Genomic DNA, 26363 nt, shown 5'->3' on the forward strand with positions numbered 1-26363 from the left:
ACTCCGAGATCTTCACATCGCGAAGGCCGCCGTAGTCGCCGGTCCTTCGGAACACCGCGAAGGCCGCCACAGCCGCCGGTCCTTCCGGGCACGGAGAAGGCCGCCGCAGTCGCCGGTCCTCCGGAAACGCCGCGAAGGCCGTCACAGCCGCCGGTCCTTCCCGGTATCGAGAAGACCGCCGCAGTCGCCGGCTCTCTCGAACATCGCGAAGGCCGCCACAGCCGCCGGTTGTTTCGCTCGGCATGTGCTCGGCCCGGGCCATCCGCGGCCCGGGCCCTCACTCTCGTTCGATCCGTAGATCTCGCGCGCCCGCCTCAGGAGGCCGGTTTGAGTGTGCACGGTACCGCCCAGATCGCCATGACCACCGATTCCTCTCTGCCCACCCCCTTCCCGATCCGCGACCGCGTGGGCATGCGCTCCCACCGCGGAGCGAGGGCGGAGGGGACGTTGTGAGGGAGGTCTCCCACTCACGCCCGCCCGGCGGCCCGAGCCGCCACGAGACCCACAGCGCCTCCGGGCCTCCGGACCTCCACAGCGCTCCCGGCGCCCTTGCCGACCGGGCCGGCGCGGCCGGTCACGGAGACCGGGGCGCGCGGGCCGCGATCGTCGGGGCGGGCCCGGCGGGATCGCTGCTCGCAATCCTCCTCGCCCGCCGCGGCCACCCGGTCGACGTCTACGACCTGCGCCCCGACCCGCGCGACGGCAAAGGCGACGGCGAGGGACGCTCGATCAACCTGGGCCTGTCGGCCCGTGGCATCCGTGCCCTGCGGCACGTCGGTCTCTGGAACACTCTCGGGGACAGGCTCGTACCGATGCGGGGACGCATGATCCACCGTCCGGGCAGGCCCGCGGCCTTCCAGGCGTACGGCACCGACCCGGGGGAGATCCTGTACTCGATCCGCAGGGACGAGTTGACCACGCTTCTCGTCGAGAGTGCCGCCGCGCACGAGGGGGTCAGGCATTTCTTCGGCGTCCGCTGCGCGGGAGTCGACCGCGGGAGCGGGGATCTCACCCTCGCCGACGCGATCACCGGGGAGACGCGCGACGCCCGCGCGGACTTCGTGGTCGGCGCGGACGGAGCGTTCTCCGCAGTACGCGCCTCCATGCAGCGAGGGCTCGCCGCCGACTACCGCCAGGAGTTCCTCGAATGGGGGTACAAGGAACTCACGATCCCCGCGGCCCCCGGAGGAGGGTCGCGCGTCCCGCTGCACGCGCTGCACGTCTGGCCCGGTGAGAACGCCCTGATCGTCGCCCACCCCAACGTGGACGGCTCGCTCACCGCGACGCTCTTCCTGCCGCACTCCGGTACCCCGGGCTTCGCCGAACTCGCCGGGGAGCGGGACGTCACCCGCTTCTTCCTGCGGATGTTCCCCGGCGTGGCAGACCTCGTCCCCGACCTGGCCGAGCAGTACGCCGCCAACCCGGTGGGGAACCTGGTGACCATTCGCACCTCGCGTTGGCGGCACGCCGACCGGGTGGTCCTGGCAGGCGACGCCGCCCACGCGGTCTATCCGTTCTACGGCCAGGGCATGAACTCGGCACTGGAGGACTGCCTGGTGCTCGACGGCTGTCTCGCCCGGCACTCCGGCGACCGCGCGGCCGCGTTCGACGAGTACCAGCGGCTGCGCAAACCGCACACCGACATCCTGGCCGACCTGTCCGAGCGGAACTTCGCCGATCTGCGTGACGGCACCCGGTCGCCTCTGCGGCTGGCCCGCAGGCAGGCCGACCTCGCGCTGAACCGCGCCTTCCCCACCCTGTGGCGACCGCTCTACACCATGGTCTCGCACACCGACATGCCCTACGGCGAGGCGTTGCGCCGAGCACACCGGCAGGACCGCGTGCTGCGCTGGTCGGGCGCCGCGCTGGCCGCGGGAGCCGCCCTGGCGGCCGTACGGATCGGCTCCTCGTCGCGGAGGACGACCCCGTGATCACGCATCCCGAAGATCCTTCGCTCCGCCTGATCGAGGTCTCGGACCTCGACGCCACCTCACCGCCGCGCGAGGTCCTCACGCACAAGGACGAGTTGCGGGCCGTCGTGGAGTGGGCCGAGACCTACCTGTGCCGCCCGCACCCCGACCTCGGCCGCAACGGCCCGGTCTGCCCGTACGCCCAGGGGTCGCTGAGCAGAGGCAGGTTCTATCTGGCGATGCCCGAGGCGGGCCCCCGCGCCGTCGAGACCGTCAAGGACGTCGTCGCCGCGGTGGAGCCCTACCGGGCCTGGTTCACCACGCTCGCGCCGCTGGACGGGCCCGAGGCCGTGTTCACCACGATCCTGCTGCTCCTTCCCTGCCTCGGCGACCGCCTGGAGTTCATCGACGGCGCGCAGAACGAGCTGAAGAACGCATTCGTCGACGAAGGTCTGATGATCGGCGAGTTCCACGACGGGCCGCCCGACAAGCCGGGGTTGTGGAACCCGCTGCTGCGCCCTCTCGCCGGTCCCGTGCCGCTGCTCGCGATCCGCCACATGGTCGCCACGGACCTTCCCTTCCTGTGGGGGGACCCGGCCCACCGCCGCGCGTACCTGACCCGGTTCGACGGTAAGGTGCCCGCCCACCTGAGGGAGATCGTCATGGAGACCATCATGGAAGGGGTGGAGTGATGCCGATCGCGCGCCGTGACTCCGCGGCGCCCATCCCGCTCACCCCCGCCCAGGCGCGCCTGTGGTTCCTCGACCGGGCCGGGCCCGGCGGGGCGTCCTACGTCTGCTGGACCTTCCAGCGTCTCACCGGGCCGCTCGACACGGACGCGCTGCGCGCGGCCTTCACCGCCGTCGTGAACCGCCACGAGGCGCTGCGCCTGGTCATCGTCGAGGGCCCCGCCCAGGTGGTACGGGAGAGCGGGCCGGAACTGCGGGTGGTGGACGCGCCCGACGAGGAGCGGGCGCGCGACCTCGTCAGGGATGTGCTCTCGCGCAGGTTCGTCCTCGACGGCGCCCCGCTGCACAGGGCCGTGCTGATCAGGCTCACGGACGAGGAACACATCCTGAGCTGGTGCCTGCACCACATCATGTGCGACGCGCCCTCGCTCGGGATCCTGGAGGAGGACCTCTGGGCCCATTACCGGATGCTGGTCGACGGTGGGGAGCCGCCGGAGTCGGCGCCCACCCAGTTCCCCGACTACGCCGCCTGGCTCGCCGGGCAGGGGGCCGAGGGGCGTGAGGCGGGCCTGGAACACTGGCGCGAGTACCTGTCCGGCGCACCCGCCGTCACCACCCTCCCGCAGGACCGGCCACGGCCCCGCGAACCCGTACTGGGCGGGGCCCGCCGCTCCCTGCGGCTGCCCGCCGACCTGGTCTCCGACCTGTACGCCCTCGTCAGGGCACGGCGCTGCACCCTGTTCGTCATCGCGATGTCGGCGATGACCGCCACCTTGGCCAGGCACTCCGACGAGGAGGACGTGGTCGTCGGTACCGCCCTGGTCGACCGGCACCTGATCGAGCTGGAGGGCTCGGTCGGCTGCTACATCAACCTCATCCCCGTACGGACGGACCTGCGGGCCGACCCCACCCTGGCCGAACTCCTGCGCGCCGTACGCGGCTCGGTCATCAGGGGGCTCGGCCACCGGGCGACGCCGTTCGAGGAGATCGCCGAGCTGGCCGGGGCACCCCGGGACCTGCGCAGGAATCCCGTCTTCCAGACGCTGCTCGTCATGGGAGAGGGAGGACGGTCCGTCGAGCGGGCGGCGAACATCGCCGTGGAGACATGGGAACTCGATGAGTCGTCCCCCGGCGCCCGTTTCGACCTCACCCTCGTCGTGAGTGTGGGCGAGAGAGGGATCGAGCTGCACGCCGACTACTCCGCCGACCTCTACGACGAGGACACCGTCGACCGGTTCCTGCGTCACGTCGTCGTCTTCCTCTCCGCCTTCACCGCCACGCCCGACCTGCGGGTCTGGCAGATCCCGCTCCATGAGGAGATCCACACCGGCACGCCGGACGCCTCCGCGTCGGTCTCCGGCGCTGTCTCCGGGACCGTTTCGCCCGAGGGCCTCTCCCGGGGCGAGGACCCCTCGGCAGGGGACGTGCCCGGCGGCCCCGAGTCCTGCGATCCCGGTACCGCCCGGGACTTCACGGCGGTCCACGACCTCATCGCCCGGTGGGCGGCCGAGACCCCCGACGCCCCCGCGCTGGTCTCGGAGGCCGGGACGATCGGCTACGGCGAACTGGAACGCCGCTCGGCGCGGCTGGCGGCACGATTGCGGAGGGCCGGGGCGGGACGCGAGTCCGTCGTCGGCATCGTCCTGCCGAACGGCGGGGACGCCGTCGTCGCCCTGCTCGCCGCGCTGAAGGCGGGCGCCGCCTACCTGCCGCTCAACCCGGCCGACCCGCCGGACAGGATCGCCGGGATACTCCAGGAGGCCGCAGCGGTCGCCGCGGTCACCTCCGGCGGGCACCGGGACGCGCTGGTCGGCTACCCGGGGACGGTTCTCATCGCCGAGGACGGCGTCGGGGGCGCCGGGGAGCGCGAGGCCGCGCGGGGTTCCCGGCGTCTCGCCGGTGACCCCGGTGACCCCGGTGACCCCGGTGACCCCGGTGACGCCGATGACACGGACGGCTCGGATGACACGGGCGGTCTCGATGAGACGCCGCCCGCGGAACCGGAGGACCTCGCGTACGTGATCTACACATCGGGGTCCACGGGACGCCCCAAGGGGGTGATGGTGACCCACGGGACCCTCGCCCGGCTGACCGAGTCGTTCCGCGTCGTCCACGGCTTCGGGCCCGGCGGGCGGGTGCTGATGCTGCCGCCGCTGACCTTCGACGCCTCGGTGGGGGACGTGTTCCCCGCCCTGTGCTCGGGGGCCGCCGTCGTGCTGCATCCCGACCCCGCCCTGCTGGACGGGCCGGAGCTGGTGCGCTTCTGCGCGCGGCACGGCGTGACCGCGGTCGACACGGCGGCCTCCCTGTGGCGCGGGTGGGCGGCCGCGCTGGCGCCCGGCGCGGTGCCCGACGACTGGCCGGTCACCACGATGATGGTCGGCGGGGAGCGGGTACCGCTCTGGGCGGTCCGCGCCTGGGCCGCCGCCACCGGCGGCCGGGTCGAGCTGTTCAACCACTACGGCCCGACCGAGGCGACCGTGTGCGCCACGGTGCACCGCACCCGCGACGGCGCCGAGGCGGCCGGGCGGGACCATCTGCCGATCGGGCGCCCCCTGCCGCACGTCCGCGCCTACGTCCTCGACCGCAGGGGCGGCCTCGCGCCCACCGGCACGCCGGGTGAGCTTCATCTGGGCGGTGACTGCCTGGCCCGGGGCTACGTCGCCCAGCCGGAGGAGACCGCGGCACGGTTCGTCCGCGACCCTCACGCCGGGCGCGAGGGGGCTCGCATGTACCGGACAGGGGACCTGGCCAGATACCTGCCCGACGGGACACTGGAGTTCCTCGGGCGAGTCGACCGGCAACTGAAGGTCAACGGCTACCGCATCGAACCTGCCGAGATCGAGTCCGCCGTCGTGGCGCACCCGGCGGTGCGGGACGCGGCCGTGGTGGCCTCTCCCGAGGGAGACCGGCTCATCGGCTACGTGGCGCCGCGCACCGCCGGCTCCGAGGAACTGCGAGGCTTCCTGCGCGAGCGGTTGCCACGGCACATGGTGCCCGCCGTGCTCGTCCCGCTCGACGAGATCCCGCGTACGCCACACGGGAAGGTCGACACCGGGCGGCTCCCGGCCGTCTCACGGGACGCGCCCGGATACGTCCCGCCGCGCGGCCCGCTGGAGACGGCGCTGGCCGGGGTGTGGGCCAGGGTGCTCGACCTTCCACGGGTGGGACGTCACGACAACTTCTTCTCCCTCGGCGGGTCCTCGCTGCTGGCCGCCAGGGTGCTCGGCGAGGTGCGCGGGGAGGCCGGGGTCGAGATCACCCTGGGGGGTCTCTTCGAGGCGGCCGACCTGGCGGAGCTCGCGGCCTCCGCGACCGCGCCGGAGGCGTTGCCGGGCGACGACGACCTGAGGGCGCTGGCGGTGCTGCCCGATGACGTGCGCGAGGCCCTCGGCTCGATGCGCGGCGCACCGGGGGACGCGCGTGAGGTCACCGGCTCCGCGTCCGGTGCGCGCGACGTCCCCGGCCCGATCGGCTTCGCGCCGGGCGGGCGGGTGCTGCTGACGGGGGCGACGGGCCTTCTCGGGACGCACCTGCTGGCCGAGTTGCTTCAGCGCGGCGTCACCGAGGTGATGTGCCTGGTCAGAGCGAGGGATGAGCATGCCGCCGCCGACCGGGTCCGTGAGGCCCTGGCCCGGCACGGCCTCTGGAGGCCCGGCTACGGCGAAAGGGTCACCGGCCTGGCCGGGGACCTGGCGGCGCCCCGGCTGGGTTTGAAACCCGACGTCTACGACGCCGTGGCGGAGGGGAGCGACCTGATCTGTCACACCGGGCGGATCGTCAACTTCCTCCAGCCGTACCGGATGCTCGATCCCGTGAACGTCGGCGGGACCGTCGAGATGATCCGGCTGGCCGCGCACCTGAGGCCGACCCCGCTGCACACCGTCTCCACTCTCGGCGTGTATCTCGGCTGGGCGGGCAGGGATCGCCCGATCGCCGAGGACGAGGCCCCGGACGACCCCGCCGGGCTGGCCTCCCCGTACTACCAGACCCGGTGGGTCGCCGACGCGGTGGCGCGGCGGGCTCGTGAGCACGGCCTGCCCGTGACGATCCACCGGCCCGCGCGGGTCGGTGGCCACAGCCTCACCGGCCGGGGCGACCCCGGTGACTACTTCAACCGGCTGCTCACCACGTTCGTCCAACTCCGCATGGTGCCTGACATACCGGTCGCCGAGGACGTCATCCCCGTCGACCACCTCGCCGCCGCCATCACCGCCAGGCTCCTCGACCCGGCGGTGGCCGGGCGCGACTTCCACTACTTCGACGCCGAGGGGATCACCTACCGGCGGATGGCGGCGGCTCTCCTCGATCACGGATACGAGGTGGAACGGGTCCCCTGGGAGCGCTGGCGGGCGGAGATCCTGCGGAGATCCGCCGAAGGGGAGCCGGTCGCGATGGGGCCGTTCGCCGCCGATCTCGGTGAGGAGCCGCCGGGGCCGCGCGGACCGCGGTTCGACTGCTCGTTCACCTGTCCACCGCCCGATCCCGCCCTGATCGGCCGCTATCTGGCGTTCCTCGAAACGTCGTCCCCCGGGATCCTTCCCGAAAGATCTCCAAGGACGTCCACCGAGGTGTCCTCCCGAACGTCTGCCGACATGTCCGCGGAAGGAGGGCTCCGTTGAGGGCCGACGCGCTCAGGTTCGCCGGTATCTGGTCCGCCGAGCTGGTGTCGGTGATCGGTTCCAGTCTCACCGGCTTCGTGCTCAGCGTCTGGGTCTACCAGGAGTCCGGATCCGAGACCCAGTTCGCTCTCACCCTGCTCTGCACCACGCTGCCCGGCATCCTCATCACCCCCTTCTCCGGGGTGGTCGTCGACCGCTTCGACAGGAAGTGGGTGCTCGTGCTGAGCGACTGCGGGGCGGCGCTGTCGACGGTCGCGCTGCTGCTGATCGTCCAGATGGAGAGCCTGGCCGTATGGCACGTCTACGTCGCCACCGCGGTCGGCGCGATCTGCGGGACCTTCCACCTCACCGTCTACCAGGCGATGACGCCGCTGCTGGTGCCCCAACGCCACCTGGGGCGGGTCAACGGACTGACGCAGGCCACCTGGGGCTTGCAGATCGCGGCCCCGGTGGCGGCGGGGACGTTGTTGGAGGTGGTGGGATTGCGCGGGGTGCTTCTGCTGGACCTCCTGTCGTTCGCCGTTGCGACGGCCGTGGTCCTGGCGACCAGGCTGCCCCGGTCGGCCACCCGGCCCGAGACCGTCGCGAGCCCGCCCTCGCTCGGCACCGACCTGCTCTTCGGGCTGCGGCACCTGCGCTCCCACGGGCTGCTTCCCCTGGTGGCGGTCTTCGCCGCGTTCAACCTCGTGTTCGCCGTCGCGGGGGTGCTGATCCGCCCGCTCATCCTGTCGTTCACCGGGCCCGCCACGCTCGGGGTACTGGTGTTCGCCGGCGGGGCGGGACTGTTCGCGGGAAGCATGGTCATGGGCCTGTGGGGAGGACCACGTCGCAGGATCACCGGGATGAGCGTCTTCATGGGAGCGGGCGGGCTCGCCCTGGCCGCGCACGGCCTGTCTCCCTCGGTGGCGCTCATCGCGGTGGTCGCTCCCGCGTTCCTGTTCGTCCTGCCGGTGGTCAACGGCTGTGTGATGACGGTCCTGCAGGTCAAGACGGAGGCCGGGGCGCTCGGCCGGGTTCTCGCCACGGCGCGGACCCTGGGACAGTGCGCGATGCCCATCGCCTACCTGAGCGCCGCGCCCGCCGCCGAGCACCTCACAGGCCCCCTGCTGATGCCGGGGGGCGCGCTCGCCGGGAGCGTCGGGGAGCTGATCGGGACGGGGCCGGGCAGGGGCACCGCCCTGATCTTCCTGATCGACGGGCTTCTGCTCGTCGCCCTCGCGGTCACGACGTTCGTCCTTCCCCGGCTTCGCCGCCTGGAGCGCGAGATCCCCGACGCACCCAGGACGGACACCGCACCCGCCCCGGTCTCCTGATCCTTCCAGACCTCCGTGACCCACGGCTTCCACGAACCCATGATCCTCACCACTTACGAACCTGTGAACGAGGTCCGATGCCGCTGCACCTGACACCCGAGGACACCCGCCGCTACCTGGAGAGCGGAGAGGCACCCGGTCCCCATCTCGACGTGATCGGCGCCATGTCGGCGCACGCCGCCGCGGCCGGGCTCCGGCTCGGCCTGTTCGAGGCCCTGGCCGACGGTCCCAGAGACCTGCCCGGGCTGGCCGCCGCGCTCGGCGCCGACCGTGAGGGCCTGCGCGTCCTGCTCGGCGCGCTCGCCGCGACGGGGTACGTGACGTCCGGGGCCGACGGGTACGCGCTCACCGCCGTGTCCCGCCCGCTGCTCGGCGCGTACGGCAACATGCTGCTGTTCTGGCAGGAGGTCCTGGCCGGGCTCTGGGGCGGCCTTGAGGAGTCGGTGCGCTCCGGCGAGCGCGGCGCCGACTTCTACACCTGGCTGGCGGGGCGCCCCGAGGTGCTGGCCCGCTTCCAACGGTTACTCCAGGACCAGGCGGGATGGCTGGGAGAGGAGATCGCCGCCGTCGTCCCCCTGCCGGACGGCGCCTCCCGGCTGCTCGACCTGGGGGGCGGGCACGCCCGCTACAGCATCGCCTACTGCCGTGACCGGCCGGATCTGCGCGCCACCGTCGTCGATCTGCCCTCGGGGATCGAGGCGGGGCGTTCGGCGGTGGTCTCGGAGGGAGTGGCCGATCGCGTCACCGTCCTCTCCGGGGACATCCTGGGCGATCTCCCGTACCGGGACCAGGACGCCGTGCTGCTGTTCAACCTGCTGCACGGTTTCGGCGAGGAGCAGGCCTCGGCCCTGCTGCGGGCCGCGGCGCGCACGCTGCGCCCCGGAGGGGTCGCGCTGGTGCTCGACAGGGCTCCCGACCATCCGGGAGACACGGCGGCACGGGCCTTCACCCCGCTCTTCGAGCTCAACCTGCACCACACCCAGGGCGGGCGTCTGTACTCCCAGGAGACGGTCACCCGGTGGCTCGCCGAGGCCGGTTGTCACGAACCGCAGGAGTACGCCCTGACGCGCTCCCCGGCTCACTTCCTGATCGTCGCCACCCGGCGATGAACCCGCGTGGGGTACCCCCGTGACCCCGGCGTCCCGGCTCCGCACGCCGCCTTCCGAGCCCGCCGCGGCGAACTTGCCGAGTCATCGGAGTGAGGAGTAGATAACGGTCGGCTGTGGGTCCGTCACTCGGACCGCTGAGCGAACTCCGGGTGTGCGAAGATCTGCGCTGACGTACCGGCGGTGAAGGCGATGGAGCGTACCAGAAATGAACTCGACGAGGCCGTGGGCCGCTCCCGTGGCGGGGGCTCTCATGGTGGGAAGCATGCTTGTCGCCGTGCCGGGGGCCGCCGGAGCCACGGTGGCCACGGCGGGCACCGTCTACTACGTCGATTCCAGATCCGGTGACGACTCCGCCGCCGGGACCTCGGCCGCGACGGCCTGGCGCAGCCTGGACAACGTGAACGCCGCCACCCTGGGCGCCGGTGACACCGTGCGCCTCAAGCGCGGCGGCAGCTGGCCGGGAGTGCTCACGCTGTCCGGCCGGGGCACCGCCGCCGCCCCCATCGTGGTCGAGCCCTACGGCAGGGGCACGGCCCCGAAGATCAGCGGCAGGGACGAGGACTGCGTGGTGATCACGGGCTCCTACGTGCGGGTCGTGGGGGTGCGGGCCGTCAACTGCCGGTGGGCCGGTTTCGAGGTCAGCGGCAACCGCAACGAGCTCGACCGCGTGATCGCCGAACGCAACATCACCGGGGTCCACTTCATGGGCAGGTACAACGTCGTCAAGAACAGCCTGCTGAGCGAGAACAACCGCATGAGCGTCAACACCGAGGGCGGCGACGACGACTCCGGCGCGTTCGGCGTGCTGCTCAACGGCGACGACAACCTCGTCACGGAAAACGTGATCACCGGCAGTTATGCCGCCAGCAAGGACTACGGCAACGACGGCGCCGCCGTCGAGGTGTTCAACGGCAACCGCAACCGGGTCACCCACAACATCGCCAGGAACAACGAGACCTTCGTCGAGCTCGGCGCGCGAAAGGGCAAAACCGCCGCGGACAACGTCTTCGCCCACAACGTGGTCACCTCCTCGCGCAGGGCCGCCTTCCTCGTCACCCGAGGCGCCCGCCACGTGGTCGGGCCGGTGAAGGGCACCGTCGCGGTGCACAACTCGGTCTACCTGCCCGCACGCAAAACCCTCGGCTGGGCCTGTCACGACGGCTGCTCCCCGGGAATCCTGAAGCTGCGCAACAACATCATCGTGGTCGGCGGCGAGGTGGGCTTCGAGGACGGCAAGGGGGCCGACGAGGACGCAGGCGTCTACAAGGGCCGCTCTCGCAAGTTCAAGCTCGGCCCCCGGTCGATCATGGCCGATCCCCGTTTCAGGAGCCGGACGGACCTGCGCCTGCGCCCCGGTTCCCCGGCGCTCGGCCGCGGTGTCAAGCTCGGCCCCGCCTGGTACGGAGGCACGGGTCTCGCCCGTGACCTCTCCGGCGCCGCGCTGTCCGCGTCCCCCGCCGCCGGGGCCTATCAGTCCTGACTTATACCCATTTCAGGTCTTATTTTGGACATCTCCCCGGAACCTCCGTGAAACCTGGCTAGGACAGTCTGGTGCGCAGAGTGAGGTGATCGGCATGATGTTGCGGCTACGCGTTTCCTTCCCCGACAGGCCAGGCGCCCTGGGGCAGGCGGCCCGGGTGCTCGGCACGCTGGGCGCGGACATTCTCCAGGTGACGGTGCTGGAACGTGAGCTCGGCCGGGCGATGGACGACTTCACCGTCTCCTGGCCCGGCACCGTGGATGCGGAGACGGTGAGGGACCGCCTCTCCGGCGTCCCCGGGATGCGCGTCGAGGGTGTCTGGCCCACCCGGGAGATTCCCGGCGCCGCCCCCGACTACGACCTGCTGAAGCATGTCGCCGCCGATCCGGGCAGGGCCTTCGCCACCCTCGTGGACGCCGTGCCCGACCTGGTGAGCGCCGAGTGGGCGGTGATCATATCGCTGGAGAGCGGAGAGCTCCTCCAGCGCAGCTGGCAGGCACCTGAGGCCTTCGACGAGGGGAGCGGTCTCGTCGGTGTCAAGGTGGCCGATCTCGCCACGCTGAGGCCCGCCGTCCTCGGCTCGGGGCGGCACCAGCTGATGAGCCTTCCGGTGCCGGGGACGAGCCGGCACCTGATCCTGGCCAGGACCGACGGCCCGCCCTTCCACCGCGCGGAGCTGGACCGTGCCATGCGGGTCCTGGAGATCGTCTCCATCATGGGACGTGCTTCTTGAGTGCCAGCGTTTCCGATATGTCGGTTATGGGGTAGGAAGACGAGGAGTGGCCTGATGCCACTCCCATGACCGTGCATTCCCGCCCGTCGTGCCCGGTCCCGCCCGCCGCGGGCCGGTTCCCCCGGCGAGGCGATGGCCGTCGCCCACATCCGCATCAGCTCTCCCCCCGACAGACGCCGCAGGTCGTATCGGTACCGGGCCCTCGCGGGTCCGGGAGGAGGGCAGCCTGATGCCTAAGCGCCATCACGTCGTGACGACGAGCCTGCTCGGGCTCTGCCTGTGGGTGAGTACGGCCTGCGGGGGCGGGGGGCCGGTCGCCGTGGACGCCGCCCCCGCGCGGGGCCTGGGGACGGTGCGAAGCCCCGGTCCCGGGCAGGGCGCGACCCCCGGTGCCACCTCCACGCGGAGCCCCGCACCCGTGCCCGAGGGGTTCAAGCTGATCGGGGGGCCCGCCAACGGCGTCGTCGTCGCGGTCCCCAAGGACTGGGTCGCGCTCGACCTGGCCAAGGACGACCTCGACAAAGGACTGAGGAACAGCGGCCTGTCGGGGCCCATGCTGGAGCAGGCCAAGGAGAGCCTGCAGACCCTGGTCGAGAACAAAGGCCTCTGGGCCTCGGGCGGCTCGGCCGAGCCCTCCGCGAAAGGATTCCCCACCAACCTCAACGCCTTCTGCCAGGCCGGACGGCGGATCCCGACGGAACAGCTGATCAAGGAGACCAGAGCCCAGCTCGAACAGCTCGGCGCCAAGGTCCTCGAGGCGAGGAAGGTGCCGATCGGCTCCAAGGAGGCCGCACGGCTCGTCTACTCGTTCGAGACCAACGGCGTCCACATCCGGGGCACCCAGTACTACGTACCCGCCGAGGACAAGACCTGCATCGTCACGCTCAGCACCGACGCCGAGGGCGAGCAGGCACTGTTCGACCGGATCGGCGAGACGATCAGGACGGTCTGACCGGCGCCGCCGCCCGTACGACCGCCGCCACGACGGTGCCGGGGCGGTGTCGTCTCACCGTTGCGGCGGGTCGATGCGGGCGCCGTCCATGGTGAAGAGCATCAGGCGGGTGACGTCGACCCCCACCCTGGCGGACTCCCCTGCCCGCCAGACCGGGCGGGAGCCCAGGCGGACGATGAGGTCGGCCCGGCGGTGGCCGCCGGAGCGCTCCTGCTCCTGCTCCGGCTGGGGCTCGTCCTCGTCGAACATGGCACTGGGCATCAGCCTCCGCAACATCGAACGGACCCGCCCGCCGACGAGGGGGACGCCCATGCCGTTCACCTTCTGCCGGGGGTCGGGAGGCTCGGGGACGGTCACGGAGGTGAGCCCGCTCTCGACGTAGGCGAGCCACTCGTGGCCGTGGTACTCCAGGGCGCGGACGCGGCCGAGGAAGGTCGGCCCCTCGAAGCTGTCGGGGACCGGGGCCAGGCAGTCGGGACGCAGGCCGACGATGATCTGGCGGCCCACGTGCTGTGAGATGACGTACGCCCTGGGATCGGTCCAGGGGATCATGATCTGGTGCGGGCCGAAGTCCAGCAGGATGAACTGGTTCTGCGGGGTGCGGACGGTGGCCGCGAGCAGGTTGATCTGCTGGGAGCTGAGGAAGGCCGCGGTGAAGGCGGTCGCCGGGTCGTTGTAGACCTGCCCGGGGGTGCCGACGTCCTGCAGGACGCCGCGGTTCATGATGGCGATCCGGTCGGCCAGGGTGAGGGCCTCGACCTGGTCGTGCGTCACGTAGATCGTGGTCACTCCGAGGGAGCGGACCAGCGACGAGATCTCCATCCGGAGCTCGGTGCGCATGCCCGTGTCCAGGTTGGAGAGCGGCTCGTCCATCAGGAAGAGGGAGGGCTGGCGGACGATCGCGCGACCCATCGCCACGCGCTGGCGCTGGCCACCGGAGAGCGTTCCAGGGCGCCGCTCCAGGGTCTCGTCGATGTGCAACGCCTTGGACAGCTCCGTCACCCGCTCCTTGACCAGTGAGGGGTCGGCCTTGGCTATCTCCAAGGGGAAGGAGAGGTTGCCGCGTACTGTCCGGTGCGGGTAGAGCGCGCCGTTCTGGAACACCATCGCCACGTCGCGGTCGCGGGGAGCGAGATCGTTGGCGAGCGTGCCGCCCAGCCACAGGTCCCCCTCGGTGACCTCCTCCAGGCCCGCGATCATCCGGAGCAGGGTGGATTTACCGCAGCCCGAAGGGCCCAGCAGCACGAGAAACTCCCCGTTCTCGGCCCGCAGGCTCATGCGGTCGATCGCGAGGTACCCGCCCGGGTATACCTTGCTCACGTTGTCGAGGACGACGGTACTCATGCGCGCTCGTTCCTCCCGGGCGCCCCCGCCCGGATCCCAGCTGTGTGATTGATGAGGTAGTACATCGCGACACTTACCCGCGTGTCCATAGATGTCGTTAGAAATCGCTCATCTGTTAGTTACTTCTCCGCTCCCCGATGTGACGACCAGCGGTGACAGGGAGTCCTGACCAGAGCGCCAGACGAGGGTTGAAATGTTACAGTTTGCGAAAAATTGCAGAAACGAATTTCATAGAGGGCGCCGGACGCCGATCGGCTCGCGCCCGGTTCAGCCGCATGGTGGGGTGACTGCCTGATGGAGGATGAGCTCCCTCGGAACTCGCGTTCCCGCTCCGACGGGACGACGATACGACTGGCCGACATCGCCGCGCAGGCCGGGGTGAGCGAGGCCACCGTCAGCCGGGTGCTCAACGGCAAACCCAGCGTCTCGCAGTCGACCAGGCAGGCGGTACTGACGGCTCTGGACCTGATGGGGTACGAGCGCCCGCAGCGGCTGCGCCAGCGCAGCAACGGGCTGATCGGCCTGGTCACCCCCGAGCTGGACAACCCGATCTTCCCCGCCTTCGCCCAGGCCATCGAGAAGGCGCTCACCCAGCACGGCTACACCCCGGTGCTCTGCACCCAGCTGCCCGGAGGAGCCCCCGAGGACGAGTTCACCGAACTCCTGATGGACCGCGGGGTGAGCGGCATCGTCTTCGTCTCCGGGCTGCACGCCGACACCACGGCGAAGATGGACCGTTACAGTCGCCTGATCGAACGCGGACTGCCGATCGTCCTGCTCGACGGCTACAGCGAGCGGATCGAGGCCCCGTTCATCTCCCCGGACGACCGGGCCGCGGCCCGGCTGGCCGTGCAGCATCTGGCCGACCTCGGGCACGAGCGCATCGGCCTGGCCGTCGGCCCGCGCCGGTTCGTGCCGGTGATCAGGAAGATCGAGGGGTACCGGCAGGCGATGGCGCAGTTGCTGGGGGTGACGGAGGTCGACGAGTGGATCTCGCATTCGTTGTTCTCGGTGGAGGGTGGGCAGGCGGCCGCGGCGCAGTTGCTGGCGCGGGGGTGTACGGGGATCGTGTGCGCCTCCGACCTGATGGCGTTGGGTGCGATCAGGGCCTGCCGGGATCGGGGGTTGTCGGTGCCGGGGGAGGTGTCGGTGGTGGGGTTCGACGACTCGCCGTTGATCGCGTTCACCGACCCGCCGCTCACCACCGTGCGCAAGCCCATCGGCGCGATGGCCTCGGCGGCGGTGGCGACCCTCCTGGAGGAGATCAACGGAGTCCGCGCCAAACACGTCGAGCTGATGTTCCAGCCCGAACTCGTCGTCCGCCGCTCGACCGGCTCGGGCCCCCTGGTCAAAGGAACACGTTGAACACCGGCCACGACGTCGTCGTCATCGGCGGTACCGGTGTCGACACCACCGCCTACGTGCCCTCGCTCCCCCTGCCGTACGCCGACACCTACCCGGTCCCCCCGGTGATCGACCGGATCGGCAACACCGGCAGCGGTGTCGCCCTCGGCTGTCACGCGCTCGGGCTGAGGGTGAAGCTGGTCGACCTGATCGGCGACGACCCGCAGGGCAGGTTCGTCCGGGCCCACTTCGAGGAGAAGGGGGTGGACACCGGCTGGGCGCTCGCCCCGCAGGGGACCCGGCGCAGCGTCCTGCTCGTCGGCCCGGACGGGCGGCGCACCTCGCTGTTCGACCCGCGCGCCGCGGCGGGCGAGAGACTGCCCAGGGAGCTCTACCTGGACGCGGTCCGCGCGGCCCGGCACGTCCACGTGTCGATCACCGACTTCTCCCGGCACGTCTACCCCGACCTGCGCAACGGGTCCGACCCGCGCACCGGTCCCGAGCCGGTCGGCGGAGCCGGACCGGTGGCGGGGATCGTCCTGGGCGCAGGGTCGGTCTCCACCGACCTGCACGACTGGGACGGCGAGAACGACCACCACAGGGACTTCGCCTACTCCTCCGACCTGGTCTTCCTGTCGGCCGCCGCACTCGGCCCGCGCCGCGACGAGGTCATGCGCGACATCCTGGCGCGCGGCAGGGCGAGGGCCGTGGTCTGCACGGAGGGCGCCGAGGGCTGCCACGTCCTGGACGCGGCCGGCCTGCGCGCCTTCCCCGCCGCCCCCCTGCCGGGCCCGGTGGCCGACAGCAACGGCGCCGGGGACGCGTTCGTCTCGGGAGTCCTGTACGGGCTGCTCTCCGGCCGTTCCCTCGACGACTCCGTCCCCCTCGGCGCCGTCGCCGGAGCCCATGCCTGCACGTCGGAGGGCACCCACGAGAACCCCATCACCGAGCCGGACCTCCTCGGCCGCGCGGGGGCACTCGACCCCGTGAGGCCGCACGAGCGGCTCGGAGGGGAGTCGCTCCCCGCCGGCGGCGCGGGAGTCGTCCCGAAGACCTGACGTTCAGCCCTCGCGCAGGTCGTCGAGGAGCGCGGTCACGCGCTCGCGGTAGGCGGCCACGTTGCGCAGCTTCACGTGCTCGTACCCCCTCACCATGGCGGGCAGCTCCGCGAGCTCGCGGACCCGCTCTTCGGTCGCCGGGCGCAGGTGGTCCAGCGCCCGGTGCACGTCGCGGGTGTACTCGGCGACGAGCTCCCGCTCCGTCGCGCGCACCCCGCCCAGGCCGAACGGGTCCAGGCGGGTACCGCGCAGCACGCGCATGCCGTACAGCAGGCGGAAGGCCGGGTCGAACCAGGGGCCGAGGCGGAGCTTGCGCCTCATGCCCAGGGCGCGCAGGAACGGCGGATGCAGGTTGTAGGAGACCCTCGCGCCTTCTCCGAACTCGGCGGCGATCCGCGCCCGCTCGGCCGGGTCGAGGTGCAGGCGCGCCACCTCGTACTCGTCCTTGTACGCCATCAGCCGGTGCAGCTGCCTGGCGTAGGCCTCGGTGACGGCGGTGCTGCCCGGGGAGACCTCGCGCTCCCTGGCGAGGACCGCGCGGACGGCGTCGACGTACCCGGCGGCGTAGCGCGCGTTCTGGTACGCGGCGAGGTCGGGGACCCGGACGGTGAGGATCCGGTGCAGCTCGCCGCCGGGTTCGGCGACCGCGTCGATCAGGTGTGCCGCCGACCGGTCGGGGAGCGGCGCGGCGGGGACGGCGGGGCGGGTCACCGCCGCCACGGCCTCGGGGGCGGCGACCACCGCGCGGCCCCAGTGGAAGGCGGCGACGGTCCGCTCGGCGGCCCTGCCTCCGCCCGCGCGGATGGCCCGCTCGACCGACTCCAGGCCGAGCGGGATGAGCCCGCGCTGCCAGGCGGCCCCGACGATGATCGTGTTGGCCGGCATGTGGTCGTCGAACAGCGCCTGGGCCAGCTCCTCGGCGTCGAGGTAGACGTTCAGCTCGCGCCGGGTCCGCGACTCCAGCGCGGCGATCGGCGAGCGGGGGTCGGTCAGGTGGGTGGACGGGTCGAGCACCATCGAACCGGTCGGCACCAGGCTGGTGGAGACCACCGCCACGGTACGGTCACGGTCGGCGGCGGCCAGGTGGGCGGGGTCGGTGGCGCCGATCAGGTCCAGCGCCAGGTAGGCGTCCACGCTGGCCGCCCCGCCCCGCGCCGAACGCTCGCCGTCACCGTCGAAGATGAGGATGTCGGAGACGACCGTGCCGCCCTTCTGGGCGAGGCCGGTCTGGTCGAGTCCCCGCGAGCGCCTGCCGTCGAGCATCGCGGCGGTGCCGAGGATCTGCGCGACCGACACCACGCCGGTGCCGCCGATGCCGACCAGCCTGATCGAGGCATCGCCGGTGCGCGCCTCGGGGAGGGGCATGTCCGGCGGCGCGGGCACCGGTGCGCGCCTGCGGGAGGCGGCCTTCTTCGTGGCGGGCAGGACGGTCAGGAAGGACGGGCAGTCGCCCTCCACGCACGAGTAGTCCTTGTTGCAGGACGACTGGTGGATCTCGGTCTTGCGGCCGAACTCGGTCTCCACCGGCAGCACGGACAGGCACTCGGACTTCTGCCCGCAGTCGCCGCAGCCCTCGCAGACGCGCTGGTTGATCGCGACCCGCCTGACGGGGTCGGGCAGGTCGCCCTTCTTGCGCAGTCGCCGCTTCTCGGCCGCGCACTGCTGGTCGTGGACGAGGACGGTCACGCCGGGGACCGCGGCCAGCTCGCGCTGGGCGTCCTCCAGCGCCGTCCTGTCGCGGACCTCGGCGATGCCCGCGAGCCTGACCCCCCGGTAGCGTTCCGGCTCGTCGGTGGTGACGACGACCCTGCGCACCCCCTCGGCCTCCAGCCAGCGGGTCAGGTCGGGCACCGACAGGGCCGGGGTGATCGTCTGGCCGCCGGTCATCGCGACCGCGCTGTTGTAGAGCAGCTTGTAGGTGATGTTCACGCCCGCTCCGACCGCGGCCCTCACCGCGAGCGAGCCGCTGTGGTGGAAGGTGCCGTCGCCGAGGTTCTGGAAGATGTGCGGGGTGTCGGTGAACGGCGCCTGGCCGATCCACTGCGCCCCCTCGCCGCCCATCTGGGTCAGGCCGGTGAGCGTGCCCTTGCCCTCGCGGTTGAGCACCACCATCGTGTGGCAGCCGATTCCGGCGCCGACGGGCGCGCCGTCGGGGACGGCGGTGGAACGGTTGTGCGGGCAGCCCGAGCAGAAGAAGGGGGTGCGCTTGGGCGCGAGCAGTGTGAGCGGTGCCGGGCGCGAGATGACGGAGAGCCCCTTCGCCACCCGCTCGCCGAGGTCGGTCAGCCCTCTGCGGCGCAGCCGGAAGGCGATGGCCTTGGCGGCCAGGTCGGCGTCGACCGCACCGTGCGGGGGAATGAGCCGCGCGCCGTTCTCGTCGAGCTTGCCCAGCACGCGCGGGGCGTCGGCGGTCCCGTACAGGACGTCCTTGATCGAGGTCTCCAGCAGCGGGGCCTTCTCCTCCACGACGAGGATCTCCGACAGCCCCCGGGCGAAGGTCCGGACGACCTCGGGGTCCAGCGGCCAGAGCATGCCGATCTTCAGGAGACGGACACCGGCCTCCTCCGGCGTGACGCCGAGCTTGCGGAAGCCCTCGCGGACGTCGTGGTAGGCGGTTCCCGAGGCGACGATGCCCAGCCAGGCGTCGCGGGGGTCGGCGGTGACGCGGTTGAGCCCGTTCTCGCGGGCGTAGGCGCGGGCCAGGTCGAGGCGGGGGCCGACGAGCGTGCGCTCCATCTCCAGCGACCACGGGGTGAGCAGGGTGGCGTCGGGCATGTGCCGGTACGGCCTGCCCTCGTACTCGACGACGGGCGTGACCGGGACGACCCGGTCACGCCCGACGTCCACGGTGCCGGTGGCGTCCACGACGTTGGAGACGGCCTTCACCGCGACCCACAGGCCGCTGGCCCGGGACGCCGCGATCGCGTGGCGTCCCAGGTCGAGCAGCTCCTGGACGCTGCCGGGGTGAACGATCGGCATGCCCAGCGTGGCGAGCGTGCCCTCGGTCGCCGAGGGGAGGGTGGAGGACTTGCAGGTGGGGTCGTCGCCGCAGAGCGCGATCAGGCCGCCCTCGGGGTGGGCGCCGACGAAGTTGCCGTGCCGGAACGCGTCGGCCGCGCGGTCGACGCCGGGTGCCTTGCCGTACCAGACGCCCAGCACGCCGGAGGTGCGCGGGCGGGGAAGCGCGGGCACGAGCTGGCTGCCCCAGACGGCGGTGGCACCGAGTTCCTCGTTCTGTCCTGGGCGGTGCACGACGCCGAGCGGTTCGGCGTGCCGGCGGGAGCGGGCCAGTTCCTGGTCGAAGCCGCCGAGCGGGGAGCCGGGGTAGCCGGACACCATCGCGCCGGTACGCAGGCCCACGGCCCTGTCGGCGCGCATCTGGTCGAGGACGACCCGCACCAGGGCCTGGGTGCCGGTCATGAAGACCTGGCTCTCGTCGAGCAGGTAGCGGTCGTCGGGGGAGATCTCACGGGCGTCTGCGAAGATCGTCATGGTTTGTCGTCCCGTCGTCGGCGCTCCTGCGGTGCCGCAAGGTTATGCCAGGTAGAACAAAATTCGATGTCAAACTTTCCAGAGAGGGGACCTCCCGTTAGCATCCGATGTCATGGATGTGACGGATCGCGCAATTCTCGGTCTCCTGCAGGCGGAGGGGCGGTTGAGCAACCTGGAGCTGGCCGAACGGGTGCGGCTCACCCCCTCGCCGTGCCTGCGCCGGGTCCGCAACCTGGAGGAGACCGGAGTGATCACCGGCTACCGTGCCGTGATCGACCCGGTGGCCGTGGGGCGAGGCTTCCAGGTCGTCGCCTACGTCGAGCTGGAGGGCCAGGACGCCGAGACGGTCACCGCCTTCGAGGCCGCCGTGATGGAGATCGACGACGTGGTGGAGTGCCTGCGCATGTTCGGCCGCCCCGACTACGTGCTGCGGGTGGCGGTGCCCGACATGGACGCCTACAGCCAGCTGTGCCTGGAGAAGCTCGGCCGCCTGCCCGGTCTCGACAAGCTCACCTCCCAGATCGCCATGAAAGCCCTCAAGCCCGGCGGCATCCTGCCCCTCTGAGCTTCCGGACGCCGTCAGGACCACACCGGAATTCGCCGCGCTCCCCGGGACTTCGAGAACACCGGGGAATCACCCCATCGAATAAGGAGGAGTGTGAACGCACGTTCAGGAGCGGGCGACCGCCTCACCGCCATGGGCACACAGTTGCTCGAAGTGCACATCTGGCTCCGCGAGATGCTGGAGGACCTCCAGGACAGCGTCGACGACTACTTCGACGGCAAGGGGCTCCCGCCACGGGACCTGCGTGCCCACTGTCTCTCCTTCTGCACCGCGTTGACGCGCCACCACACCGGTGAGGACAGGGGCGCGTTCCCGGTGATCGCCGAGGAGTTCCCCGAGCTGCGCAAGGTGCTCTCCGAGCTGCGGGCGGACCACAACCAGCTGGACTGGCTGCTGGGGAATCTGCGGAAACTCCTTGAGTCCCTCCCGGAAAGACCCGACCCGGTCACGGCCTCCAAGGTGCGCGAGGAGGTGGGGGCGCTGTCGGCGATCATGCAGACGCACTTCATCTACGAGGAGAAGAAGCTCATCTCCGTGCTCAACTCGATGGACGTGCCCGAGTGGCGCGAGAACCGGCCCGACTTCCTGCTGATCGACGACGAGGACGAACCTTCGGCTGGCTAGGATCACTGGGCATGAGGGTGACGGTGCTGACGGGTGCGGGGATCTCGACCGAGTCGGGGATCCCCGACTACCGGGGGCCGAACGGCATGTGGCGCAGGGACCCCGACCACGAGAAGCTCGTCACCTACGACTACTACATGGCCGATCCCGAGATCCGGCGGCGCTCGTGGCTGATGCGCCGCGACAACCCCGCGTGGGAGGCCGAGCCGAACGCGGCGCATCGTGCCCTGGCCGCCCTGCCGGACGCGTGGCTCGTCACGCAGAACGTCGACGGCCTGCACCAGCGGGCCGGGTCACCGCCCGAGCGGGTGCTGGAACTGCACGGCAACATGTTCGGCGCCCTGTGCACCGCCTGCGGTGTCCGCTCCACCACGCGCGAGGCGATCGACCGGATCGACGCGGGCGAGAGCGACCCCGCCTGTCACGAGTGCGGAGGCATCGTCAAGACGGCCACCGTGATGTTCGGCCAGTCCCTCGACCCGGTCGTCCTCACCCGCGCGGTCGAGGCGGCCGAGGAGTGCGAGGTGTTCCTCGCCGTCGGCACCTCGCTGCGGGTGCAGCCCGCGGCCTCCCTGGTGGAGGTGGCGGTGCGCGCGGGTGCCCGGCTGGTCGTCGTCAACGCCGAGCCGACCCCGTACGACCACCTGGCCGACGAGGTGATCCACGACCCCATCGGGGTCGCCGTCCCGCGCCTGTGCTCGTCCCTCATCTGAGAGAGCTGTGCCCACCTGAGGGGGGTGGGCGTGAACGCCCTCAGCCGCCGATGTTGACGACGCTGGTGAGGATGACCACCGACTCCTCGTCGGCCTCCAGCGAGTGCCGCCGCTGCGGGATCGGAGCGGTGTGGCCCTCGCCGAGCTCGACGGTCTGCTCGCCGTCGACGAGCCGTACCCGCCCCATCAGGACGTGCAGGCTCCCGGCCGGCGGGGCCTCGTGGTCACCGAGGGCCGTCCCGGCGGTCAGCGCGATGAGAGCCTGGCGCAGGGTGCCCTCGTTGAGGTAGGTGTGGGCGCTGCGGCCGTGCGCGCTCGCTCTGGCGAGGCTGAGATGCTCCTGGGCGAGAGCCAGTACGTCGGTCATCGGTTTCCTTCCGGTCGCTGTGTACCTGCCCTGGCCGGACGAGGCGCAGAGCCAGGCGAAGGTAAAGTCATCCGTTCCGCCGCGCGGAGGGCCGCTCGTCGAAGCGGATGGTCCTGAGCAGGTCCGCGGCGGGACGGTCGAGGATCGTGACGCTCGCCGCAGGGGGGAGCGAGCCGCCGCGGGCACGCTCGACGAGCACCCGCCAGCGGCGGCAGTGCCGGGCGAAGGTCGCGCTCGTGACGACCCGGCCGCGCGAGAGCTGCCCCTCGCGGGCGAGCCTCGGCTCCACGTCGAGCAGGATCAGGTGGACCTCGTTGCCGACCCGGCGGGCCAGCCAGGCGAACCCGTACAGGATGTGCGGCCATGTGCCGCGGGTGTGCGCGACGACGGCGTGCCCCTTCCACATGGCGCGGGCGATCCGCACCGCGTGGGTGGTGTGCACGAGTGGGATGCGGGCTCTTTGCGGGATCGGGCCAAGGTAGGGGGCCCACCAGTTGCGGGACTGGCGCGAGTCGATGACGAGGGTGTCACCGGCGCGCACCGGCTCCCTCTCGTCGCCGCGCAGCCCGTACAGACGGTCGAGCAGGGTGCTCTTGCCCGCGCCCGGGAGCCCCGCGAGGAGCACCAGCGATCCGGCCGGATAGCGCAGATCCTCGGCGGAGGGCCCGCTGGCCGGTGTGGTGGCCATCACGTGCACCTCGCTGGTGTGGGGGACTTCTCTCATGCCGCCTCTCGCGTTCCAGGAAAGACGCCGGTGGGACGGTGCCCGGAGGGGGAGGGGACTGTCAGGGGGCATGCTCGCTCCTCGAATGCGCTCGGCCATTCGAGGTCTCCTTCACCCGCGTCACGCGGGCGACCGTCCGGGGACGCCACAGGGCGTCCGTACTGACCGGACCGGTCCTTGGGAAGTACTCCCCTCGTTCGTTCAAGGTTAAAGGAAACCGGGCGATCTCGCGTTCATGGAGAGGTGACTCTTCCGGACGCGCCGCGGCGCCGACACCCCTCCCGCGATCCGTGCGGGCCGGCTCGGCCTCGCGGTCCGCTGGTGCGGGGGTGCCGGCGCCGCCGGGAAAGCCCTGGGCCCTGACGCCCGTCGATGGTCCGTCAGTAGTTGTAACCGGAGTTGTTGGAGCCGGAGTTGTGGGAACTCGGGTGCGAGGAGGGCGTGGGGGAGGAGCCGCCCGTGGGGGAGGTCGTCGAGGTGGCCGCTCCACCGGGCCTGATCAGGCCGAGCAGGCCGTGCGTGCCGCCGTCGCTGCCCGCGCTGAACCACAGGGAGTTCGTGCCGCCAACGGTTTCGGTGCCGGGCTCCAGGTCCCACAGGCCGCTCAGGGTGATGGCCCTGCCGTCGGAGGAGCGCAGCGGGCCGAGCGGGCGGCCGTTGCGCGGATTGTAGGCGTTGATGCGGCCGTCGCCGAAGTTGCCGACCAGCAGGGCACCGGAGAGTTTGCCGAAGTTCTTCGGGGCCAGCGTCATCGCCCAGGGAGCGTTGAGGGCTCCGCGCGCGACGAAGCGGCCGAGGAAGCGGCCGGAGCCGTTGAACTGGCTGACGAACCCCTTGCCCTGCCCGGCCACGGACTTGCCGGTCTCGGGGTCGCGCTTGGCGTACGCGACGAGGACGGAGTTGCCCACGACCTCCACGTTGAACGGCGCGTAGTTCTCCGGCAGGCCGGGGTCCTGGAACGCGCGGCGGCCCATCGAGATCCGGTCGAAGTCGCCGTTGAAGACGTGGATCCGGTTGCGGGCGAAGTCGGCGGCGAGCAGCATCGGCCCCCGGTTCGTCTCGGCGAGGGCGAGGCCCTTGAAGTCGGCGCCCTTGACGAACGCGCTGATGATCGCGTCGTCGGGGTCGGCCTCGGCGTTCCAGCCGGTGATCGCCCCGCTGGGGCTGGCGAAGATGAACGTGGCCGGCCCGGAACCACCGGGACCCTTCACGACGAACTCCTCGCCCATGTTGACGACCTGCCCGGTGGGCCTGCCGCCGGGGACGCGGACCTGGGTCTTCTCCTGCTTCACGGTGCCCGCGCCGCCGGAGTAGACGGTGGCCATGCCGGTGCCCGTGGCCGAGACCCAGAGGGTCTTGCCCATCGCCAGTCCCCACGGGTTGACCAGCGCGGGGTCGGTGACCGCGGCCCGCCCGCTGACGTCCGAGACCAGGTTGGTGACCGCGAAATGGTTTCGCAGGCTCTGTTGACCGGCTTTCTCGGGACCGCTCGCGGACCCGGCCTGTTTCGCTCCGGCCCGCGTCTGATGGGTCCCGGCGGACGCCGTACCGGCGACGCCCATGACCAGGACCGTGGCGCAGATCGTGACGGTGCGTACTCGCATTCATGGCTCCTCTGTGAGGGAGTGCCTTTCGCCGCGAGATACGCGTGGGGTCCGTGCGCGGTTCAGTCCGCTTCTCCAGGGCCGGCACCCGGGAGGAGTCGCGGGGGCGGCGGAGTCAGCGGAGGGCGGCCGCTTCGGCGGCCAGTTTCTCGATGCGCGAGTAGTCGCCGCCGGCGAGCGCGTCGGCCGGGGTGAGCCAGGTCCCGCCCACGCAGCCGACGTTCGGCAGCGCGAGGTAGTCGGGGGCCGTCGCGAGCTTGATGCCGCCCGTCGGACAGAATTTGACCTGCGGCAACGGGCCGCCGAGCGCCTTCAGGTACGGCAGGCCGCCGGCGGCCTCGGCGGGGAAGAACTTCATCTCGGTCACCCCGCGGTCGGCGAGCGCCATGACCTCGGAGGCGGTCGCCACGCCGGGCAGGAACGGCACCCCGCTCACCTCCATCGCGTCGACCAGCCCCGGGGTGGTCCCCGGGCTGACCAGGAACTTGGCGCCGGCCGCGACGGAGGCCGCCACGTCGGCCGGGGTGCGGATGGTGCCCGCGCCGATCACCGCCTCCGGGACCTCGGCGGCGATGCGCGTGATGGCGTCCAGGGCGGCGGCGGTGCGGAGGGTCACCTCGATGACCGGCAGGCCACCCGCGACCAGGGCGCGGGCCAGGGGGACCGCGGTCTCCGGATCGTCGATCACGACGACCGGGACGACCGGGGCGATGTCGAGCAGACTCATACGAACTCCAGGTTGGACAGGCGCCGGCTCAGCCAGGCCGCCGCGCCGGTGAGAGCGGGCTGAGGGGCCACGATCAGCACCGTGGCGATGTCGGAAAGGTAGTCGTTCAGGGTCGGGGTGGCCTCGAAGCGACGGCGGAAGTCGCTGGAGCGGACCCGGTCCACGATACGCGGCAGCACGCCGCCGCCCAGGTAGACGCCGCCCCGCGCGCCGAGGGTGAGAGCGACGTTCCCGGCGAAGGTGCCGAGCATGGCGCAGAAGACCTCGACGGTCTCCGCGCACAGCGAATCGTCCATCCGGGCCACGATGTCGGAGGCGGACAGTGTCGGCGCGTCCGTTCCGTGGACGAGCGCGAGGGCCCGGTGCAGGCGCGACAACCCCGGCCCGGACAGCAGGTGCTCGGCCACCACGTGCTCCAGGCCGTCCGCGCGCAGTGCCCGGACGATCTCGTGGTCCCGCCTGTCGAGGACGGGCGCCGTGACGTGCCCGCCCTCCCCGGGGATCGGCACCCAGCCCTCGGCCGCGGGCACCAGACCGCCCACGCCGAGACCCGTCCCCGGCCCGAGTACGGCCTTGACGCCGCGCGAGGGCTCGGGGCCGCCCAGGGAGACCAGGTCGTCGCCCCGCAGGTACGGCAGGGACGCGGCCAGGGCCTCGAAGTCGTTGAGCAGCCAGGTGTTCGGGATGCCCAGGTCGCGTACCGACCCGGTCCACCCGGAGTTGGTGAGCCGATAGCGGTCGCCCTCCACGGGCCCCGCGATCGCGACGCACGCGGCTCCCGGCTGAACTCCGCCCGCATGATCTGCGATATAGGCGGCTACGGCTTCGGGAAGGCCATCGTGTTCCGCGCCCGCGAGCACGGCCACCGCCTCGGGCTGTCCACCGGGCTCGGTGACCAGCCCGAACCGGGCGTTGGTGCCGCCGATGTCGGCGACGAGCCAGGGAAGGCTCACGAGATCTCCTTCGCGGACCGTGCGAAGGAGACGATGTGCA

The 26363-nt window shown here is 71.7% G+C and carries 21 protein-coding genes; 14 read left to right on the forward strand and 7 right to left on the reverse strand.

Annotation, left to right across the window (positions count from 1 at the left end; genetic code table 11):
- Nucleotides 1-327: 327 nt before the first annotated feature.
- The 9 genes from ACIBH4_RS04020 to ACIBH4_RS04060 all read left to right on the forward strand — a co-directional run bounded on the left by ACIBH4_RS04020 (nt 328) and on the right by ACIBH4_RS04060 (nt 12808).
- Entirely contained in the window at nt 328-453 is a 126-nt protein-coding gene (locus ACIBH4_RS04020) for a hypothetical protein (protein ID WP_362505797.1), read from the forward strand.
- Nucleotides 450-1931 carry an NAD(P)/FAD-dependent oxidoreductase gene (locus tag ACIBH4_RS04025; RefSeq protein WP_362505800.1) on the forward strand — a complete coding sequence of 494 codons (1482 nt, stop codon included), beginning with the start codon at nt 450-452 and terminating at the stop codon, nt 1929-1931. Before ACIBH4_RS04020 ends, ACIBH4_RS04025 begins: the two co-directional genes overlap by 4 nt.
- Nucleotides 1928-2602, forward strand: coding sequence for a DUF6875 domain-containing protein (locus tag ACIBH4_RS04030; protein WP_362505803.1), 675 nt, complete (start codon nt 1928-1930; stop codon nt 2600-2602). The genes ACIBH4_RS04025 and ACIBH4_RS04030 overlap by 4 nt, the downstream gene beginning before the upstream one ends.
- Nucleotides 2602-7221, forward strand: coding sequence for an amino acid adenylation domain-containing protein (locus tag ACIBH4_RS04035; RefSeq protein WP_362770297.1), 4620 nt, complete (start codon nt 2602-2604; stop codon nt 7219-7221). Before ACIBH4_RS04030 ends, ACIBH4_RS04035 begins: the two co-directional genes overlap by 1 nt.
- On the forward strand, nt 7218-8534 hold the full coding sequence (locus ACIBH4_RS04040) for an MFS transporter (protein WP_362505808.1): 1317 nt from the start codon (nt 7218-7220) through the stop codon (nt 8532-8534). Before ACIBH4_RS04035 ends, ACIBH4_RS04040 begins: the two co-directional genes overlap by 4 nt.
- Before the next feature lie 77 nt (nt 8535-8611).
- Nucleotides 8612-9643 carry a methyltransferase gene (locus ACIBH4_RS04045; protein ID WP_362505811.1) on the forward strand — a complete coding sequence of 344 codons (1032 nt, stop codon included), beginning with the start codon at nt 8612-8614 and terminating at the stop codon, nt 9641-9643.
- Nucleotides 9644-9848: 205 nt separating this feature from the next.
- On the forward strand, nt 9849-11123 hold the full coding sequence (locus tag ACIBH4_RS04050) for a right-handed parallel beta-helix repeat-containing protein (RefSeq protein WP_362505814.1): 1275 nt from the start codon (nt 9849-9851) through the stop codon (nt 11121-11123).
- Between the two features lie 94 nt (nt 11124-11217).
- Nucleotides 11218-11856, forward strand: a complete 639-nt coding sequence (locus tag ACIBH4_RS04055; protein WP_362505817.1) for an amino acid-binding protein — start codon at nt 11218-11220, stop codon at nt 11854-11856.
- A 229-nt stretch (nt 11857-12085) separates the two neighbouring features.
- A complete protein-coding gene (locus tag ACIBH4_RS04060; RefSeq protein ID WP_362505820.1) occupies nt 12086-12808 on the forward strand; it encodes a hypothetical protein in 723 nt (240 codons plus the stop codon).
- A gap of 54 nt (nt 12809-12862) precedes the next feature.
- On the opposite strand, the gene ACIBH4_RS04065 is transcribed toward ACIBH4_RS04060, so the two are convergent.
- Entirely contained in the window at nt 12863-14152 is a 1290-nt protein-coding gene (locus tag ACIBH4_RS04065; RefSeq protein WP_362770295.1) for an ATP-binding cassette domain-containing protein, read from the reverse strand.
- A gap of 294 nt (nt 14153-14446) precedes the next feature.
- Between ACIBH4_RS04065 and ACIBH4_RS04070 the strand changes: the two genes are divergently transcribed.
- Both ACIBH4_RS04070 and ACIBH4_RS04075 read left to right on the forward strand, forming a co-directional pair.
- Nucleotides 14447-15517, forward strand: coding sequence for a LacI family DNA-binding transcriptional regulator (locus ACIBH4_RS04070; RefSeq protein WP_362505826.1), 1071 nt, complete (start codon nt 14447-14449; stop codon nt 15515-15517).
- The gene (locus tag ACIBH4_RS04075; RefSeq protein ID WP_362769335.1) at nt 15514-16554 is read left to right on the forward strand and encodes a carbohydrate kinase family protein; all 1041 of its coding nucleotides are present in this window, start codon (nt 15514-15516) and stop codon (nt 16552-16554) included. The genes ACIBH4_RS04070 and ACIBH4_RS04075 overlap by 4 nt, the downstream gene beginning before the upstream one ends.
- Nucleotides 16555-16557: 3 nt before the next feature.
- On the opposite strand, the gene ACIBH4_RS04080 is transcribed toward ACIBH4_RS04075, so the two are convergent.
- Nucleotides 16558-20046 carry an indolepyruvate ferredoxin oxidoreductase family protein gene (locus ACIBH4_RS04080; RefSeq protein WP_362505832.1) on the reverse strand — a complete coding sequence of 1163 codons (3489 nt, stop codon included), beginning with the start codon at nt 20044-20046 and terminating at the stop codon, nt 16558-16560.
- A 112-nt stretch (nt 20047-20158) separates the two neighbouring features.
- On the opposite strand from ACIBH4_RS04080, the gene ACIBH4_RS04085 reads away from it, so the two are divergent.
- The 3 genes from ACIBH4_RS04085 to ACIBH4_RS04095 all read left to right on the forward strand — a co-directional run bounded on the left by ACIBH4_RS04085 (nt 20159) and on the right by ACIBH4_RS04095 (nt 21948).
- A complete protein-coding gene (locus tag ACIBH4_RS04085) occupies nt 20159-20611 on the forward strand; it encodes an Lrp/AsnC family transcriptional regulator (protein WP_362505835.1) in 453 nt (150 codons plus the stop codon).
- Nucleotides 20612-20704: 93 nt separating this feature from the next.
- On the forward strand, nt 20705-21235 hold the full coding sequence (locus ACIBH4_RS04090; RefSeq protein ID WP_362505838.1) for a hemerythrin domain-containing protein: 531 nt from the start codon (nt 20705-20707) through the stop codon (nt 21233-21235).
- 11 nt (nt 21236-21246) lie between these two features.
- Nucleotides 21247-21948, forward strand: coding sequence for an NAD-dependent deacylase (locus ACIBH4_RS04095; protein ID WP_362505841.1), 702 nt, complete (start codon nt 21247-21249; stop codon nt 21946-21948).
- Between the two features lie 40 nt (nt 21949-21988).
- On the opposite strand, the gene ACIBH4_RS04100 is transcribed toward ACIBH4_RS04095, so the two are convergent.
- The 5 genes from ACIBH4_RS04100 to ACIBH4_RS04120 all read right to left on the reverse strand — a co-directional run bounded on the left by ACIBH4_RS04100 (nt 21989) and on the right by ACIBH4_RS04120 (nt 26323).
- Nucleotides 21989-22315 (reverse strand): cupin, encoded by a 327-nt coding sequence (locus ACIBH4_RS04100; protein WP_362505844.1) that lies wholly within the window; start codon nt 22313-22315, stop codon nt 21989-21991.
- Nucleotides 22316-22382: 67 nt separating this feature from the next.
- Nucleotides 22383-23039 carry an AAA family ATPase gene (locus ACIBH4_RS04105; RefSeq protein WP_362505847.1) on the reverse strand — a complete coding sequence of 219 codons (657 nt, stop codon included), beginning with the start codon at nt 23037-23039 and terminating at the stop codon, nt 22383-22385.
- A 380-nt stretch (nt 23040-23419) separates the two neighbouring features.
- Entirely contained in the window at nt 23420-24643 is a 1224-nt protein-coding gene (locus ACIBH4_RS04110) for a TIGR03118 family protein (protein WP_362769339.1), read from the reverse strand.
- 115 nt (nt 24644-24758) lie between these two features.
- Nucleotides 24759-25370: a bifunctional 4-hydroxy-2-oxoglutarate aldolase/2-dehydro-3-deoxy-phosphogluconate aldolase gene (eda, locus tag ACIBH4_RS04115; RefSeq protein WP_362505853.1), complete on the reverse strand. Its 612-nt coding sequence runs from the start codon at nt 25368-25370 to the stop codon at nt 24759-24761.
- Nucleotides 25367-26323, reverse strand: coding sequence for a glucokinase (locus ACIBH4_RS04120; protein ID WP_362505856.1), 957 nt, complete (start codon nt 26321-26323; stop codon nt 25367-25369). The genes eda and ACIBH4_RS04120 overlap by 4 nt, the downstream gene beginning before the upstream one ends.
- Nucleotides 26324-26363 lie beyond the last annotated feature (40 nt).

The organism is Streptosporangium sp. NPDC050284 (assembly GCF_044459525.1).
In the GTDB taxonomy this organism is placed as follows: domain Bacteria; phylum Actinomycetota; class Actinomycetes; order Streptosporangiales; family Streptosporangiaceae; genus Streptosporangium.